Origin of the sequence: Shewanella sp. ALD9 (assembly GCF_002836315.1) — a bacterium.
Classification (GTDB): Bacteria; Pseudomonadota; Gammaproteobacteria; order Enterobacterales; family Shewanellaceae; genus Shewanella.
Genome location: NZ_PJCD01000042.1, coordinates 56,968 through 75,070, shown reverse-complemented (window position 1 = coordinate 75,070; position 18,103 = coordinate 56,968). Strand labels below are relative to the sequence as shown.

Below are 18,103 nucleotides of genomic sequence, written 5' to 3'. Positions count from 1 at the left end.
TTGCAAAATACAATTTATTCATGCTGAGGTGAAGCACATGCTTTTTAATAATTCGAACATTACGGACTCTCCTATTCGTCAGAAAATTCGCGAGTTCTATCGTATTGATGAAAGTGTTGCGGTAGAGCATATTTTACCGTTAGCAGACGTTAACGGTGAAGCTGCCAGCAGAGCGTGGGAAAAGGCACGTAAAATATCATTAAAAATACGTAGAGACGAATCAGGTAACGGTGCTGTAGATGCCTTACTCGCAGAATACACATTATCCAGTGAAGAAGGTGTGGTGTTGATGTGTTTGGCTGAGGCCTTATTACGTGTACCAGATAAGCACACTCAAGATGCCCTCATTAGCGACAAAATTTCTCAAGGTGAGTGGCGAAGTCATTTGGGCAGCAGTGATTCACTGTTTGTTAATGCCTCATCGTGGGGGTTATTAGTTACCGGCACTATGGTTGATTATGCTGATGAACGCGAAAAAGATAGTTTTGATTTATTGAAAAAGATTATTGGTCGTTTAGGTGAGCCTGTCATTCGTAAAGCAATGAACTATGCCATGCAAATTATGGGTGAGCAGTTTGTTATGGGCGAAACGATTCAAGCTGCAACAGAGCATGCTACCAAACAAGATCGGCAAGGCTTCGTATATTCTTACGATATGCTAGGTGAGGGTGCGCGCACCATGGGTGATGCTGATAAATATTTTAAAGCTTATCAAGTTGCCATAGATGCTATTGGCGCGGTTTCACTCGCGTCAGGTAAGAACGATCCTCGTAGAGTTCCTGGTATCTCAGTTAAGCTTTCTGCTATTCATCCTCGTTACGAATTTGCGCAAAGACAACGGGTAATGACTGAAGCTGTTCCCAAACTTACAGCGCTTTGTTTGCAAGCTAAAAAATACAATATTGGTTTAACGGTTGATGCGGAAGAATCTGAGCGATTAGATTTATCCCTTGATGTTATTGAGGCGGTATTTAGTGATGACGAATTAGCGGGTTGGAATGGCTTTTCGATGGCTCTGCAAGCTTATCAAAAACGGGCTATTTTTATCATTGATTGGTTACATGAGTTAACCGTTCGTGTTGGCCGAAAAATGATGGTGCGTTTAGTTAAAGGTGCTTATTGGGATACTCAGATTAAAAACACTCAAAAAGGTGGCTATGAGCATTTTCCGGTATTCACTCGCAAGGCTTCCACTGACGTTTCTTACCTCGCCTGTGCAAAAAAATTATTAGAATATAGAGATACTCTCTATCCACAGTTTGCGACACATAATGCTTACACAGTGACGACTATTCTTGAACTGGCGGGCAATGACAAAACAAGTTTTGAATTTCAATGTCTATATGGCATGGGTGGTTCTTTATATGATCAAGTTGTTGCCAGTGAAAATGTTCAATGTCGGGTCTATGCACCGGTTGGTCCTCATAAAGAGCTACTAGCCTATTTAGTCCGTCGTTTGTTAGAAAATGGCGCTAATTCTTCTTTTGTTAATGCCATTATTGATGAGTCTCAACCGGTCGAATCTTTACTTGAAGACCCGGTTAAAAAAATGCATCGCTTAACAGACAAATATAACGGCCAGATTATCAAACCTATTGCCTTGTACCATGATGAAAATGGTGTTGGTCGAGATAATTCCAAGGGCTTAGATTTAACCGACATAAATATGGTAACCCCGCTAAAAACATCACTAGATAATTGGGTTAAAAATAACCAGTTTTCTGAAAGTGATACGCCAGAAGGGGCTGTAGCCATTAGAAACCCAGCAAAGCAAAGTGAAATCATTGGTTTCCAGCGCCATCATAGCAAAGATGACATGCTCGCGATGATCGATACGGCTCAAACTGCATTTGCCTCATGGTCACAAAAGCCTGTATCTGAACGCGCAGCCTTATTATGCAGTATCGCCGATATTCTTGAACATCATAGGGACGAGCTCATTGCCTTATGCATCAAAGAAGCGGGAAAAACGACTCAAGATGGTATAGATGAAGTCAGAGAGGCTGTTGATTTTTGTCGTTATTATGCACAACAAGCGATTGAGCTTGCAGAAGATGATCGTTTAGAAGCCCGTGGTGTGGTGTTATGTATCAGCCCTTGGAACTTCCCGTTAGCGATATTTATAGGGCAAGTGACAGCTGCCATTTCTACGGGTAATACGGTGCTGGCAAAACCAGCCGAGCAAACAAGTTTAATTGCATTGCGCGCTATTGAACTAATGACGTCTGCTGGATTACCTCATGGCGTTGTACAAGCGGTTATTGCCAAGGGCAGTGAAGTGGGCAGTATTATTATTCCTAATGCACATATTCAAACGGTTATTTTTACGGGTTCGATTAAAACAGCGACTATTATTTCGCAAACGTTGGCTGATAGAGACGGCGCAAAAGTCCCTTTTATTGCTGAAACAGGCGGTCAAAACTGTATGATAGTTGACTCCACAGCTTTGCCTGAGCAAGTGGTTGATGATGTTATTTCTTCAGGATTTCAGTCTGCAGGTCAGCGTTGTTCTGCGCTCAGGGTATTATTTTTGCAAGAAGATATTGCCGATACTGTTATTACAATGCTTAAAGGCGCATTAGCAGAATTACATGTGGGTAATCCAGAAAAACTCAGCACTGATGTAGGTCCCGTCATTGATCAAAAAGCGCTAGATTCACTCAATGCTCACAGTGACTATATGAAAACTCATGGTCAATTATTGTACCAATGCGCGATATCGAACGAGACAAATGAAATAGCACAAAACGAACATTTCTTTTTTGCGCCGCGACTTTATGAAATAGACAATATTAGTGTGCTCAAGCATGAAGTATTTGGTCCCTGTGTCCATATTATTCGTTTTAAAGGCGATGAAATAGAAAAAGTCATTGATGATATTAATGGCACCGGTTTCGGTTTAACGATGGGTATTCATACGCGGATTGAACAGCGAGCTTTTCATTTGGCGACACTATCGCGTGCAGGTAATGTATATGTAAATCGCAATATGATTGGCGCTATTGTGGGGGTGCAACCTTTTGGGGGGCGTGGTCTTTCAGGTACAGGGCCAAAAGCGGGTGGGCCATATTATTTAACACGTCTAGTGAAAGAGAAAGCCACTCCCGATGCCGATAAATTTAACTTATTACCATCGCAAGTTGATGCTTTAGTGAGCGATTCGAGATCGAAAGCAGAAGCAGAATTAATGATGGATAGGGCGGATATAGCAGAAAAAACCTGGCGCTTGACCGAGTTAGATCAGCGTATTTCTTTTGTGAGTCAAATGTTAGCCGAAATGGCTGATATCGATATTGTTGATGATTTAGCCGATGACTTAAATAGTACTTTGACAGCGGCTAATTCACAATTAGTGTGTGTTGAAAAGCATCTGCAAAAGCCAACAACGCTTCCAGGTCCAACAGGTGAGTCTAATATACTCTATTTGGAAAATCGCGGTAATATCATCTGCTTTGCTGATGAAAATGTGACTTTTCACTTTTGGATACTCTCAATTGTAACGGCTTTGACAACCGGAAATACCGTTATCTCGGTCGTTTCTGATTTATTTTATGATCAAGCGTTAGCCATTAGAGATAAGTTCGTTACAACAAGCGCAGATGAGAATGTGTTTCAAATTACCCGCTTATGTCATTTAACCACTTTGTTGGCGCATCCTGCGTTATCAGGAGTCGTTGTTGATAGTCACTGCGGCCGAAAAAATTATATCAGTGACAGATTAGCCGAACGTCAAGGGGCAATTTTACCAATGATCAGTTCAGAATATTTTGATAATCTCATTCAACGTTTATTAACAGAAAAAGCCGTTAGCATTGATACTACCGCATCTGGTGGTAACACGTCGCTGATGACTTTAGATGAAGAGAACTAACTATTTTTGAATGTTATGTTTAAACAAAAATTCAAAATATTTATAAATCATCAACTGAAAAGTTGATGATTTATTCCCCTAATGTTTCGGTTTATTTGTCATAACTGATAAAAGTGCTAATGAGTGACAACAGATAATACTTTCGGTGCGAAGCTAACTTGATGGGGTTTATATTGTTTTTTACATTTCATTTTGGCAAAAAATTAAGCCTGATTAAATGAGTGAACGACCAAGCCAACAGGATTAAGCGACCACCCAGCTAAGGTCTATTCGCAGTAGGTTACGGTGATGAATCTATTCTTATTGCGATTAATAAATCTTTATTCAATATCTCCATTCCTCATGTTAATCCACTAGCCATTATTGTTGGTTCGATATCGCACAGAGCTTAAGTCCGTAATGGAGTAAAGTGTTGCTTGGTGTTACGGGAAAATACTTTTCTTACTCTGCTTTTATTTCAGTAAAGAATATTAATACTCGACCATGTCATTTCGTCTTGGTTTAAGGAACGACGTTGAGCTTTATTACTGGGACAACGATCAATCACCTACGCTATACAATATAAAAATTAATACATGTAAGGAATAAGTGCTAGCTGGATTTTAAATTTTTTAATTCAGCATGCAGAAAAATCAGTATGAATATATCCATTAATAAACTAAAAGGAAATTTAATATGAGCAACATTAATATTGGCATTGATAAAAAAGAAAGAAGCGAAATCGCTGAAGGGTTAAAGAAGTTATTAGCCGATACTTATACGCTTTATTTACAGACGCATAACTTTCACTGGAATGTGACTGGGGTGAGGTTTAGGGAGCTGCACTTGATGTTTGAAGAGCAGTATATGGAATTGGCCATTGCTGTAGACGATATAGCCGAACGTGTTCGAACTCTCGATGTTGCTGCGCCAGGCACTTATAAAGAATTTTCCAAGTTAAGCTCAATCGATGAGGTAGACGGTGTTCCGCATGCAACTGAAATGATTGAAGTATTACTCGTTGGTCACGAAAAAATTATACAGACCGCTCGTGATGTTTTAAAAGTGGCTCATCAATTAGACGATGAATCAACGGTATCTCTTGTCTCCGATCGAATGCGAGTACATGAAAAAACATCGTGGATGTTGAGAGCTTCCAATAAGTAGGTTGAGCGTTTCAAACTTCCGAGCTTTTGAAATTAAATGGGCGAATTTATTAACGTTATTTACTTATTATATATTAACTAAAAAGGATACAGATTGGATGGGCACTTTCTCACGCTTCGCAATTGCTATCGTTCTGCTCCTTGTCGTCATCGGCAGCATCTTCGGCTATAAGTTCTATCAAATTAACCAAATGCAGGCCAAATTCTCTCAGCAACGCCCCGCAACCGTCGTTGAAACTACAGAGGTCGCTAGAGTATCTTGGCAACCGAGTATCCAATCAATCGGTGGCATCAGAGCTATCAACGGCGTCATGATAGCCAATGAATTGCCCGGTGTAGTGACAAAAGTTTTGTTCAAATCGGGTCAATTCGTCAAAAAAGGCGATATCCTGATCCGCCTAAACAGCGATATAGAGCAAGCCGCTCTTACAACACGTCTAGCTGAGGCACAGCTTGCTTCGAAAGCATTTCAACATAACTCAGACTTGATTTCCAAACGGGCTGTGTCACAGTTCGCCTTAGATGAAACAAAGGCTGCGCTAGATGTAGCCAGAGCACGAGTAAAAGAAGCCGAGGCTCAGTTTGGTAAAAAAATACTCACGGCTCCCTTCGACGGCATAGTAGGGCTACGTCTAGCGGATATAGGTGAATATTTATCTGTGGGTACACCTGTCGTTGAAATCAATATGCTTAATCCAATTCTGGTCGAATATACTCTGTCTGAACAGGAACTGGCCAGCGTTGATATTGGTGATCTCGTTGAAGTCACTGTGGCGGCAACTGGCTCAGAGGTATTCAAGGGAACAATTACCGCAATTAATAGCTCTATCACGCCAGAGACACGCACCGTTAAGCTGCGCGCCCAACTTCTAAACCCCCAACAAAGCCTCAAACCGGGTATGTTCGCTACCATTAGAACCATGGCAGAGGGTGAAAGGCAGGTCATTGCAATTCCAAACATAGCACTGTCTTTCAACACCTACGGAGATTTCGCCTATGCATTAACTAAAAATGAAAAAGGCCAGCTGGTCACTGAGCAGCGGACATTGGAAACCGGCGTTACACGGGATGGCATGACTGAAATTAACAAAGGGTTAGAACCCGGTGAACGTATCATTGCCTCTGGTTTGCTGCGCTTGAGGGCTGGTCAGCGAGTGAAAATAAAGCAAGATGACAAGATTGCAGACAGTACAGGAGTTAAATAAACATGCGTTTTACAGACATTTTTATACAACGGCCAGTGCTGTCCATTGTTGTTAGTCTACTAATATTACTGGTTGGGATTCGCTCTATTATGGAGATGGAGATCCGCGAATACCCTGTATTGGAAAACACTAAAGTCACCGTTACTACTGCATATCCAGGTGCCAGCAGTGAATTGATCCAGGGATTCATTACCCAACCTTTGCAGCAGGCTATTGCCGAAGCAAAGGGCATAGACTTTCTGAGTTCATCGAGCATACAAGGTTTTTCAACCATCGAAGCACAGATGGAACTCAACTACGATGCTAATGACGCACTTGCGGAGATTCAATCTAAAGTTGCCAGTCAGCGTAACGAGTTACCTGACGAGGCTCAGGACCCTGTTATCAACTCGACGACGGGAGAAGGTCGTGCGCTCATGTACATCGCTTTCTTTAGCGATACCATGAAAGTCCCACAGATCTCAGATTATCTAGCCCGAGAAGTACAGCCAAAACTACAAGCCCTATCCGGTGTAGCCAAGGCCGAACTGCTGGGGCGTCGCTTTGCGCTGAGAGTCTGGCTCGATCCTCAAAGACTTGCAGCGGTTAATCTCACCTCGACAGATATTGCTCAAACCCTGCGTCAGAACAACTATATTTCTGCAGTTGGACAAACCAAAGATGAATTCATCAAGATCAATCTCACTACGAATACTGACGTTGCAAACACCAAACAGTTCGAGAATCTGATAATTAAATCGACCGAAGATAGTATCGTTCGTCTCAAGGATATCGCCAGGGTAGAGCTCGGATCACAGACCTACGAGAACATAGCACTCTATAAGGGTAAACCTTCAACTTACGTAGCCATTAATCTATCTCCGGGTTCTAATCCACTGTCTGTGGCAGAACGTGTTAAAGAACTCCTGCCGGATATAAAGTCTCAGCTGCCCTCGGATCTGCAGGTCGAACTCCCCTATGATGCATCAGAATTTATTGATGATTCAATTAATGAGGTAATCAAGACGCTTATCGAGGCTGTGGGTATCGTTCTTGTCATCGTATTTCTATGCCTAGGATCTCTGCGAGCGGCAATCATTCCCTCAATAGCGGTACCGCTCTCGCTCATCGGTGGAGCCTTCATCATGCTGGTGCTGGGTTTCTCGCTCAATTTGCTTACGCTGCTCTCACTTGTGCTGGCAATAGGCTTGGTCGTCGACGATGCTATTATCATAGTCGAGAACATACACCGGCATATCGTTGATGGTAAATCAAAGAAGGAAGCGGCGTTGATCGGTGCTCGAGAAATGGCTAATCCAGTTATCGCCATGACGATAACTTTGGTTGCAGTCTACGCGCCTATTGGTTTCATGGGTGGGCTGGTTGGTTCGCTTTTTACCGAGTTTGCTTTCACGCTTGCTGGTGCCGTCGTCATTTCAGGCATCATTGCCTTGACGTTATCGCCTATGCTGGCCAGTAAGGTTCTCAAACCACATGGACAGTCGACCCGCTTCGAGAGTGCAATTGAAAGTTTGTTCGACCGACTCGCCAATACTTATCAGCGCTCGCTGGCTATCATGGTCAAGGCCGTCTCACCTGTAATTATGTTTGCGGTAGTCGTACTAGTGTCGATCTTTTTTATGATGATGCTAAGCCAGAAAGAGCTTGCACCGACTGAGGACCGTGGCATCATTTTGTTTCAGGGTAAAGGACCGCAGACAGCCACACTCGAATACCTGCAGAAGTATGGCACAGAAATGCAGACAGCCTTCGAGCAGGTACCAGGCTACGACGAGACGTTCATGCTGGTTGGTATGACGAGTCCCAATGCGGTGTTTGGCGGTTTCAAAATGAAGCCTTGGAGCGAACGAGATATATCGCAGTTTGATATCATGCCTCAACTGCAGGCTTCTGTGGCAGGGATTACTGGTTTGAAAACAGCTTTATTCCCAATTCCATCCTTGCCTGGCTCGAGTGGCGGTCTACCCTTTCAGTTTGTGCTAACTTCGGGCAGTGATTTTACTCAACTCGATCAAATAGCAGATGAATTCGTAGGGGCTGCCATGCAGAGTGGCAACTTCACATTCGTGCAGAAATCGATCGACATCGATAAGCCCGTCACCCGAGTAAAGGTCGACCGCGAACGCGTAGCCGATCTCGGTTTGTCGATGCAGGAAATTGGTCAGGCGCTTGGCGGGATGCTTGGCGGCGGGTTTATCAGTCGTTTCAACATGGAGGGGCGCTCGTATGAGGTTATTCCCCAGGTTGAGCGCTACGCGCGCCAAACAGCAACGGCGCTCAACGATTATTTCATCCGCGCCGACTCTGGCGATTTAGTTCCGCTCGGCTCGGTCGTTAGCTTCGAGCATGATGTAGAACCCTCATCCAGAACACAATTCAATCAGCTGAATTCGGTCACGATCGAAGGCATTCCAGCGCCATCAGTGTCGATGGGAGATGCCATCAGTTTCATGAAAACCAAGGCGGTCGATATCCTACCTCGGGGTTTCAGCTATGATTTTAAGGGCGAGTCTAGACAGTTCGAAAATTCTGGCAGTGCGTTAATCGTGACTATCTTTTTATCGCTACTCGTTATCTATCTGGTGCTTGCTGCGCAATTTGAGAGCTGGCGTGATCCTCTTATCATTTTAATATCGGTGCCGATGTCAATTGCAGGGGCAATGGCCTTCATTATGCTTGGTTTTGCGTCGATGAACATCTACACACAGGTTGGTCTGATAACATTGATTGGCGTGGTCGCGAAGAACGGTATTCTTATCGTGGAATTTGCCAACACACTTCAGGAAAGGGGACGCAACAAGCGCGACGCGGTAATCGAAGCCGCAGCGATTCGACTTCGCCCTATTATCATGACTTCGCTGGCGCTTATCGTCGCCATGATCCCGCTGTTAATTGCAGCGGGCCCCGGAGCAGAGTCGCGCTTTGCGATTGGTATAACCATTGCTACAGGACTCGGTATCGGTACTTTGTTAACTATGTATGTGTTGCCTGCTTTCTATATCGTCCTGGCAAAGAAGATTGATACTTCAGATCTTGAGGGGCAGGGTAATACCGCTGATCAAACTCCGACTTAAACAACGAACATGTGATTGTCGTACTCATATTTTCGTAGCATTCAGTTTTGATTGATTGTCGCAGTCACCCAAGATTTGGCTAATCTTATTGATTGAAAACATTGTAAAAGAGGACTTGGAAATGCAGTCTGTTCGTTGCCGAACAGACTGCATTTAGTTTTATGGGTATGATTTTACTGTGCGATTGGGAACATTAAGTAACCAATAACTTCAGTTAAAGTCCAAGACAATTCCGCTTTCTGAAGCTTGTCAGATGACTGATTGCTCATTTATAAATAGAAGGGCTTGTACTGAGCTCTGAGGGGAAACTATGATTCAAACCAACCAAATTAAACCTGATATGCCTGTTGTCTGCTCCGAAGATGGTCAATTTGCTACTGTAGATCATATGGAGGGCACTGATACCCTCAAGCTTAAAAAAGACAAGGGCGGTCAACACCATTACATTCCATTAAGCTGGGTAACCTCAACTGAGGGCGATAAAGTGAAAGTTGATCGTCCAGGAGACCAGGCTATGCAGGAATGGTCTCAAACTCCGCCAACAGGTACAGGACACTAAAGTCGTGTTGTAGCGCAAAACAAAGGTGGCATTGTACTCATGCCATCTTAATACTTGAGCGGGAACCACGGTTTTATATCCCGCCTTTACTTTTCCCCAACAATTCACGCGAAAATGATAGACATCAAAAACAGTGTTCAAGTTTTAGCTTTCGCGCCGTTCAAAATGGCAGGAGACTTGCGTAATGAGTTTCGCATTCAGCAACTAACATGATAATGGCTGATCTCCGCGACAACATTCCCCGCTATGGCCAATAAGTATGGCGAAAACAGCAACACGGTTTAATGTGGTCTATTTTGCTGCTCAATATACTGCTTAACAACATTGATAGGCGCAGCCCTACGTTTACAGCAATGTAGCTAAGGCTCCATAACGCGTTTTCATGTATGCAGGCTCTATGAGTTCAGGGTCATGCAGTTTTTTCCGTAAAGCGTTTTTGTTCAATAAAGTAGTTATAAAACAATCGAACAAACGCAATTTATAGTATTTGTTCGAACTCCTAAAGCCTAAAAATATTTTCTACTCAGAAGATAAACATACTTCTTAGGCGAGATGATGACAGGTGATTAATATGGCAAACGAATCTAAAAATATATTGCAGCGTGGTTTGGAATATATGCACGAACCATTTTCGGGTTTTATTCGAGCGCAGACTACCTCCAGTCTGTTTCTTCTGTTATCGACAATCTTGGCCCTATGGTGGGCAAATTCAGCCTATTCTTCTACCTACTTAGATCTTGTGCACACCCCGATTGGAATATTTTTGGGTGATGTTGAGTTACGATCTTCACTTAAACACATTATTAATGATGGTTTAATGGTGATATTTTTCTTATTGATTGGACTTGAAATCAAACGCGAGGTGCTAGCCGGAGACCTCGCTAAACCTGAAAATCGGCGCATGTTGATTATTTGTGCCATAGGCGGAATGATTTTACCGGCTACGATCTATACCTTGTTCAATTGGGGACTTGATTCACAGATCGGTTGGGGTATCCCAATGGCAACCGACACCGCGTTTGCGCTAGGTGTACTTACCATAGTGCGAAAATACATACCAGCCAGTCTTTTGGCTTTCATAGTTGGGCTCGCCATCGTTGATGATGTTGGGGCGATACTCGTTATTGCACTATTTTATACCCAGGAAATATCCGTAATCTATCTGTTTAGCGCATGTTTACTTATTACTTTTTTGGCAGTAGCTAACTACGCGGGCGTAAGACAGCCAATTTTCTATATTATCATCGGTATTGCAACCTGGTGGATGATGCTCATGTCTGGTGTTCATGCCACTGTTGCTGGCGTTGCAATCGCATTGACGGTGCCAGCACGGCCGAAGTTGGCGTCGGCAAAGTCGCTTGATAAGGCTAAAACAACAATCAGCTCTCTTCAGCAAGAAATAGAAGAGGTGGACGTTCTTGGTAGTCAGGAGGACCATAAACAGGTACTGGAAGTGCGCGATTTAGCAGAACATGCTGGCACTCCCCTGCGTCGTTGGGAAGATGTACTGCATCTACCTGTAGCACTCTTCATCTTACCGCTGTTTGCGTTGACTAATGCTGGCGTAGTGTTTAGTTTTAGTTCGTTTATCGACAGCCTCCAATACCCAGTTGGATTAGGGATTATTTTTGGCCTTGTAGTCGGTAAATTTATTGGCATTTCCGGCGCGTGCTGGTTGGGCCTGCACTACAAAATAGGTAAATTACCCAAGGGAGTTAATATTCAACACATTATTGGTGCTTCACTGATAGCCGGGATAGGCTTCACCATGTCCACATTTATTGCGACACTGGGGTTTGACGGGCAACCCGAACATCTCCATAACGCAAAAACATCCATCTTGGTCGCATCGGTTATGTCTGCATTTTTGGGTGCGTTATATCTTAGATTCATTGGTTCAAACAAACGAAAAGAATGACTCAATGAGACATCATAAGTCGGTTAACATGAATGTTACCGATATTGCAGCATCGTTTACGTTAATAGAAGAGTATTATGTGGTACTTGAGCGGGTTAATACTTTTAGTTTAATGCATCGGGGTTATGGCATTAAAAAATGTTTTTTATTGCCTAGTAATATTCATTCTACTGGTTTACAAAACAGGTATAAATTAATTTTATTATGCTTAGATTATGCTTAGATTATGCTTAGATTATGCTTAGATTATGCTTAGATTATGCTTAGATTATGTAAAGTGTTTACAGCATAAAACGTTTTTGAGTCTCCAAAAAAGCATTACCCGCAGTGATACCGGCAAGATAATCATGTTGTAAATCCATATCAGTACTCCCTAACAATTTACTTTGAAGATTGTCTTCCGCAAAAATTTGAATAATTTCGACATCTTCAGGAGGGTTAGTGATAAAGGCGAGTTCTTTTTGATAAGCTTGCTCATGCTGTACCAAATAATCAATCATTTTTGGGCAATACCCAGACACGTAAATCCATGACTTAAGTTTACGTACCCAAGCAGCCTGAGTATGACAGTCGGCATTCACCGTTCGAATAACCACAATTTTTTTAGCACCACGGCGATAGGATTCTCGCACAGGTAAAGGCTCAGCAAGTCCACCGTCAAGGTAGATGTCTGTTTTATGGTCATCAACGTTTGCTTTGGCCTTATTTGTTGAGCTAAAGGCCTGCCTAGGTGTGAGTTTAACCCCTTGTTTATACAAAAAAGGAAATGCACTCGAGGCTTTAAGTAATTGGCGCCAGTGACTTGTATGACCGTTTGGGCTTAAGAAATAGCCTTGTCTATCGCGTGAATTCGTTGCGCTGAACAATAATTCTCGTTGACCCAATGATTTAGTTGCTGTCGTAAAGTCTAATGCAAAATTACCTTGAATAGTTTTATCAAAGTACCAATCCAAATCAATAGCATTGCCACCTGCTAATCCACGGCCTAGTTTGTAAAAATTATTACGACGTGTTAATTCACCAATTAATCTCTTGGCATAACCTTTCTGACGAGATAAAAAGCTTGTAATATTTTGTGAGCCTGCAGACGCCCCTATAAATAAATCGAAAGGATCAAAATCATTCTCTAACCACGCATCTAATACACCGGCTGTGAATATTCCTCGTTGCCCACCACCTTCTGCAATAAGTGCCATTTTAACACATGACTCTTCACAAGGATTAATTGGGGGGGGTGATGCAATGACTTTCATAGCAGGCCTTTTTATAAAAAATGCTGAATAAAATAACATCGTAGAACTTGCGATTAGATATCTGTTGGCAGTAACAATGAGCTCGGGTGTTTAAGCAGTACAATTCCGAGATCGCTAACTTAACCGCGCGAACAGAAGAGTCGTACCATGAACGCGAGTCCTGTTAGGATCTTGACATGGTGTTTAACTATAGTGTTTCACGATAGCAGGGCATTCGCTGTGGATTAGATTCAGCGCTTACTCACCGAACAGGAGTTTATGCCTAGGAGCGAATATAGAGGACACAAGCCTACCGCTCCTGTAAGCAGCGGCACAACGCCAATATAGCCCCATATGCCAATTGTGTCGGTGGCAGCAAGTCCAATAAGAACTAGCCCGGCGGTAACACGGAGCGAGCGATCGAGCATACCTTCATTCGTCTTCATCGTATTTCTCCTTTGTCGAGTCACTGGGCCACTCTGCTAAGTTACAGATAAGATCGAATATCGTTCCAGCCTTACGCGAATCGATTAGATGTCTCTAAGCATAAATCGTAACTGTTCCCGGCGTCTGTTCGCCAGCGCACGCGAGATAATTTTCAAGAATGGTTAAATCGAGCGACATGGCGAATAGGCTAAATTATTTTCTGCTAGGGTTTATCATTTGAGATAACGTTACTTTAAAAAACGGTCAATTGTATTTAACTGGTCAACATTCGTGAGAAAGCAAAAGCCAGAGGGTACGGTGACGCACAGAGTCAAAGTTCGTAGCACAGTATGATGTGTTATTGGATCTTAAATAAATAGTTAACCATTAATAAAATGCTATTAAATTCAGTAACCTATTAATTTTGCTTGATTAAGTTTATTTCGTGAAGCTTATTTTAAACGGAGAGAGATATTTATGGCTGCAATAAAAAAACGCAAAGTTGTCGATCATATCGTAGAGACGATTTATCAATATGGTGTCCGTCATGTCTTTGGCATTCCAGGAGATGCTATTAATGATTTGATGGACGCCATACGTCGCCATGGAGAAATCGAATTTATACAAGTTCGCCATGAAGAAAGCGGGGCATTCGCCGCATCAGCCCAAGCAAAATTAACCGGTAAACTTGCCGTTTGTGTTGGTACTGCTGGAGGTGGGGCCATACATTTGCTCAATGGTCTGTATGACGCTAAGCTCGACCATGCCCCCGTTCTTGCAATAACTGGACAGTTACCACGCAGTGAAATCGGTAATCACTCGCATCAAGAAATTAATTCATCAGCTCTGTTTTCTGATGTGGCTGTGTTTAATCAAACCTTATTTGCCTCAGATCGTGTTCCCGAGATTATTCAGCAAGCGTGTAATAGCGCGCTGATTGAAAAAGGGGTTGCTCATATTGCTCTGCCTGCTGATGTTGCCACTGAGCAAGTTGAAGCTGACATTACGGGTCATCCAATAGCGGGCGCTGAAACGGGACCAACTAAACCTTTAGCATCAACATTAAACAGTGCAATTAGCTTAATTGAGCAAGCTGAAAAAATTGTTGTTCTAGCGGGTGTTGGGGCTATACCAGCACGTCAACAGTTACTTACTTTGTTGAAAAAATGCAACTCCCCACTTATCAGAACACTAAAAGCCAAAGTACTACTTCCGGATGAGCATGAATATTCCTTAGGAGGGCTTGGCCTACTTGGTACGCGGCCATCTGTTGATGCGATGAATAATTGTGATTTACTTGTGATGCTGGGGACTGATTTTCCCTACAAAGAATATTATCCAGGAAAAGCCAAAGTTATTCAGGTGGATAAAGAAATTCGACATATTGGTCGACGTTGCCCTGTGGATGTATCGATAGTCGGAGATGTAAGTGAAGTACTAGACCAATTAATCGTTGATTTACCTCAAAAAGAAAACGACAACTTTCTTACTGAATGTCGGCGTCAGAAAAGGAGTTGGTCAGAAGAGCAAAGCGAAGCAGAAAACTCGCAAGATATGCCAATAAAACCCCAGTGCCTGGCTCGAACCGTCGGCGAGCTTGCGAACAAAGATGCCATTTTTCTCTGTGACACGGGTACAGTGACCGCATGGGTCGCACGACATCTACCCGTTACTGAACAACAATTATTTACCCTCTCAGGCAACTTGGCCACAATGGCATTTAGCATGGCTGGTGCGATAGGCGCGCAATTAAAATTTCCTGAGCGGCAGGTGGTCGTCCTTATTGGTGACGGTGGTTTTAGCATGTTAATGCAAGAGTTTATTACTGCAGTCAATCTAACATTACCCATAAAGGTTATTATTTTTAACAACGCCAAGCTAGGGTTAATTCAACTAGAGCAAGAAAGCAGCGGTTACCCTAATTATAAAACAGCATTAAAAAATCCAGACTTTTCAGAGTTTGCTCGCTTATGCGGTGGTGAAGGTTGGAGTGTAGATCGCCCTGAGCTGCTAGTAAAAGCGTTGGGAGAAGCATTTGCTAGCAAAAATGCCTGTCTGATCGATGTCCATATCGATCCTAATGAACTCGTCATGCCGCCAAAGCTCGAATTGGCTCAAGCGGTAAATTATTCGATTGCTAAAGCTAAGGAGTTTTTAAATTCAAATGACTGATTTAAAAACATGTGGGAACGATTCCGAAATGCTATTACCTCAGTTTATGAGTGGTGCAGGCTAGTAGAAATATATCATCCTCAAGGTGAATATGCCGAAATAGGTCAATCTTGAAATGGTTAAGAATAACGCTAAAACGTTTATGAGCACAAATGGGTTAGTCGATGATATTGTCAGCTCAAAAAAATTCGTTTCAGCGTACAACATCCAATCAGATTATCAACACAGATAAATCTTACTCTACCTTAACGTTACGTTATTGCCTGCAACACTCGAATAATTCTGAGTTTACTCTATGGCTTGCACCATGCTTGCGGCATAATGGCGTTAAATATTTAACAGAGTCGTTATAATGGATAAGCAGCAAGACAGTTACATGACCGAAGAAACACTGATTGAAGTAGTCGAAAATCAAATCGCCGACGGTGAGCCCAAAAAGGTAAAAGAAACCTTGATGCGCTTAGTCATGACAGGTACACCGCGTGACGAAGCTATTCAAATGATGGCTTGCGCGTTGGCTATCGAAGTTTTCGATGTCATGAAAAATGGTTGCTCTTTTAATGAAATACGTTATGGCCAGCATTTGAATGCACTACCGAATATGGATTGGATGGAAGATTAATAGCAGCTCATAAATTCGTGTTTTGTTAATCCCGATAAGTGACATTATCGTGAGCTAATTGAAAAGTCTAAAGAAAGATGTTGGATTTGCATCTTCGATGAGTAGTGTTGGAGCCTGTTTAGATCTCCTAATCACAACGAACGAGCCTTAAACGGATTAAGTCAGTTGGTTTTGTTCGTGCATCAAAAGTACAGCCAACTGTGTTAATACGCTTAGTGCGATATTAGCTTGCCGCGTCATTCGTTTGATCACTACAACTATCCTCACACTGGGGGCGGCTATTTAACAAGGAGTGGCAAGCTTAGTCTTTATTATGCTGATTTTGTTCTCTATTTATATAAAAGTAAGTTCACAGGTCAATGTTAACTAATTTACGAAGATTCAAATGGGTTATTAATGCTTAGATTCGAACACTGTAATGCCAAAACGTGTACTCATGAATTACTCGCCTTGGGTCAGGCCGACATGAAAATGTGGTACATTTTTGAGTGGTTAGATAAGCACGAGGAATTACAAAACGGGACTCAAGCAGAAATAATTAAACTTTATGTAAATGATGAATTGGTAGGGTACAGTCTTTTTGAAAACTTTGAAGCCCGTGCAGACAAAGTCACTTGTCATCAAGGTGTGAACTATAAAGAATTGGGTATTATTCATTTTGTAACAGTCATAGAGCATCGTAATAAAGGTTATGCTACGTTGTTGGCTAATGCGTTGCATAAAAATATTATTGAACCTATGTTGGCACGTTATAAAGATTTTCATGTTTACGTCATTGCGACGGGTCGAGCGGTCCCATTAATGGAACGGACTGATATCCCTTCAATATACCTAATCAAGCAATTCTATTCCGATATATCGTTTGAAGAGAAAGTAGTAAATTACCTAAGAAAACAAGAACAAAATGCATTGAATGCAGTTACTTGTGAAATTTAAAATAAACAGCTAACAAGTTAATATAAAGCATACTTATCATAATGCGAATAGTGAGTGTTAGAGCGTATGCGCTAACACGATTTGGTCTAGATACGCTTTGTCTATACGAAATAAAATGCACCAAACCTCGAAAAACATGATCAGTTTGGGCGGTAAAGTAAGGCTAATCGATTTAAGATTCTTCATCAACATCAAACAATCGCAATGTTTACGCAAAATCACGTTTTAACATTTTTAAGTTCTGTATCTGTATGTAATCATTGGTGTTAACAAGGTTATGTGGCAAACTTAATATTATTGCCGTTTGCAATCGCGCTAGAAGGATCTAGATCTCGTATGAGTATCAATAAAGCCAAGCTTACCGAAACCGATATTATCTCTAAATACATCATGCCAGCTATCAAAAATGCTGGGTGGGATGATATGTCGCAAATTCGCCAAGAGGTGAAATTGCGCGACGGTAAAGTCATTGTGCGTGGTCAATTGGGTGTGCGCAAAACGGTTAAGTCTGCTGATATTGTGCTGTATCACAAACCTAGGGTGCATTTAATAGAGCGTCATCACAATGAACGCTTCAAAGGGATTATGGATAAGCATCTTCCTAATTGGAGAGAAAGGCGCAGCTTACTGAACAGCTTGCCATTAGCGTATGAAGATTGGAGTTACTAGACACCAGGCTTTATAAAGTAGGTCTAACGACAAAAAACATACCACAGGATTTTAAAAAGTCAGGTGGTAAAAATTGACAACAAAAAGCGCTCTGATTAGGTTGTTGCACCGTAATAGTTCAAAAAAATCGTTCGTACCAATATAACCATATGATTCTAAATACTAAAAGGCCAGATCCACGAAGTGAGACAAAAGTCATTTGGTATGAGAAACCACAAAAACAGTATTTGATTAGCTTACACAAATACTCTATTTAACATAATATACATTGTGC

General features: G+C 42.1%; 13 protein-coding genes and 1 pseudogene. 12 read left to right on the top strand and 2 right to left on the bottom strand.

Translation table 11 applies throughout. The annotated features are described in order from the left end of the window. Positions 1-37: 37 nt before the first annotated feature. From putA to CXF88_RS18600, 7 genes are all read left to right on the top strand, one after another. Positions 38-3,871, top strand: a complete 3,834-nt coding sequence (gene putA, locus CXF88_RS18630; protein ID WP_101088298.1) for a bifunctional proline dehydrogenase/L-glutamate gamma-semialdehyde dehydrogenase PutA — start codon at positions 38-40, stop codon at positions 3,869-3,871. A 675-nt stretch (positions 3,872-4,546) separates the two neighbouring features. Continuing rightward, positions 4,547-5,017, top strand: a complete 471-nt coding sequence (locus CXF88_RS18625; RefSeq protein WP_101088297.1) for a Dps family protein — start codon at positions 4,547-4,549, stop codon at positions 5,015-5,017. Between the two features lies 1 nt (position 5,018). Beyond that, positions 5,019-6,221, top strand: coding sequence for an efflux RND transporter periplasmic adaptor subunit (locus tag CXF88_RS18620; protein WP_242445203.1), 1,203 nt, complete (start codon positions 5,019-5,021; stop codon positions 6,219-6,221). Between the two features lie 2 nt (positions 6,222-6,223). Further along, the gene (locus CXF88_RS18615) at positions 6,224-9,295 is read left to right on the top strand and encodes an efflux RND transporter permease subunit (RefSeq protein ID WP_101088295.1); all 3,072 of its coding nucleotides are present in this window, start codon (positions 6,224-6,226) and stop codon (positions 9,293-9,295) included. A 310-nt stretch (positions 9,296-9,605) separates the two neighbouring features. Next, positions 9,606-9,854, top strand: coding sequence for a DUF2171 domain-containing protein (locus CXF88_RS18610; RefSeq protein WP_101088294.1), 249 nt, complete (start codon positions 9,606-9,608; stop codon positions 9,852-9,854). A gap of 571 nt (positions 9,855-10,425) precedes the next feature. Continuing rightward, positions 10,426-11,772, top strand: coding sequence for a Na+/H+ antiporter NhaA (gene nhaA, locus CXF88_RS18605; RefSeq protein ID WP_101088293.1), 1,347 nt, complete (start codon positions 10,426-10,428; stop codon positions 11,770-11,772). 4 nt (positions 11,773-11,776) lie between these two features. Then, entirely contained in the window at positions 11,777-11,995 is a 219-nt protein-coding gene (locus CXF88_RS18600; protein ID WP_101088292.1) for a hypothetical protein, read from the top strand. Between the two features lie 58 nt (positions 11,996-12,053). Here CXF88_RS18600 and CXF88_RS18595 read toward each other — a convergent pair whose 3' ends face one another. Both CXF88_RS18595 and CXF88_RS18590 read right to left on the bottom strand, forming a co-directional pair. Further along, entirely contained in the window at positions 12,054-13,025 is a 972-nt protein-coding gene (locus tag CXF88_RS18595) for a patatin family protein (protein WP_101088291.1), read from the bottom strand. 230 nt (positions 13,026-13,255) lie between these two features. Further along, a complete protein-coding gene (locus tag CXF88_RS18590) occupies positions 13,256-13,450 on the bottom strand; it encodes a DUF2892 domain-containing protein (protein WP_101088290.1) in 195 nt (64 codons plus the stop codon). 457 nt (positions 13,451-13,907) lie between these two features. Between CXF88_RS18590 and CXF88_RS18585 the strand changes: the two genes are divergently transcribed. The 5 genes and pseudogenes from CXF88_RS18585 to CXF88_RS22205 all read left to right on the top strand — a co-directional run bounded on the left by CXF88_RS18585 (position 13,908) and on the right by CXF88_RS22205 (position 17,829). Further along, positions 13,908-15,602, top strand: a complete 1,695-nt coding sequence (locus CXF88_RS18585; RefSeq protein ID WP_101088289.1) for a thiamine pyrophosphate-dependent enzyme — start codon at positions 13,908-13,910, stop codon at positions 15,600-15,602. Between the two features lie 352 nt (positions 15,603-15,954). Continuing rightward, complete coding sequence (locus CXF88_RS18580; RefSeq protein ID WP_011637465.1) at positions 15,955-16,224, top strand: hypothetical protein; 270 nt, start codon at positions 15,955-15,957, stop codon at positions 16,222-16,224. 396 nt (positions 16,225-16,620) lie between these two features. Beyond that, positions 16,621-17,160 (top strand): N-acetyltransferase, encoded by a 540-nt coding sequence (locus tag CXF88_RS18575; protein ID WP_101088288.1) that lies wholly within the window; start codon positions 16,621-16,623, stop codon positions 17,158-17,160. A 336-nt stretch (positions 17,161-17,496) separates the two neighbouring features. Beyond that, positions 17,497-17,697: pseudogene (locus CXF88_RS22140) on the top strand (restriction endonuclease subunit R); the annotation flags it as partial. Beyond that, on the top strand, positions 17,680-17,829 hold the full coding sequence (locus CXF88_RS22205) for a YgjP-like metallopeptidase domain-containing protein (RefSeq protein WP_277949101.1): 150 nt from the start codon (positions 17,680-17,682) through the stop codon (positions 17,827-17,829). The pseudogene CXF88_RS22140 and the gene CXF88_RS22205, both read left to right, overlap by 18 nt. Positions 17,830-18,103 lie beyond the last annotated feature (274 nt).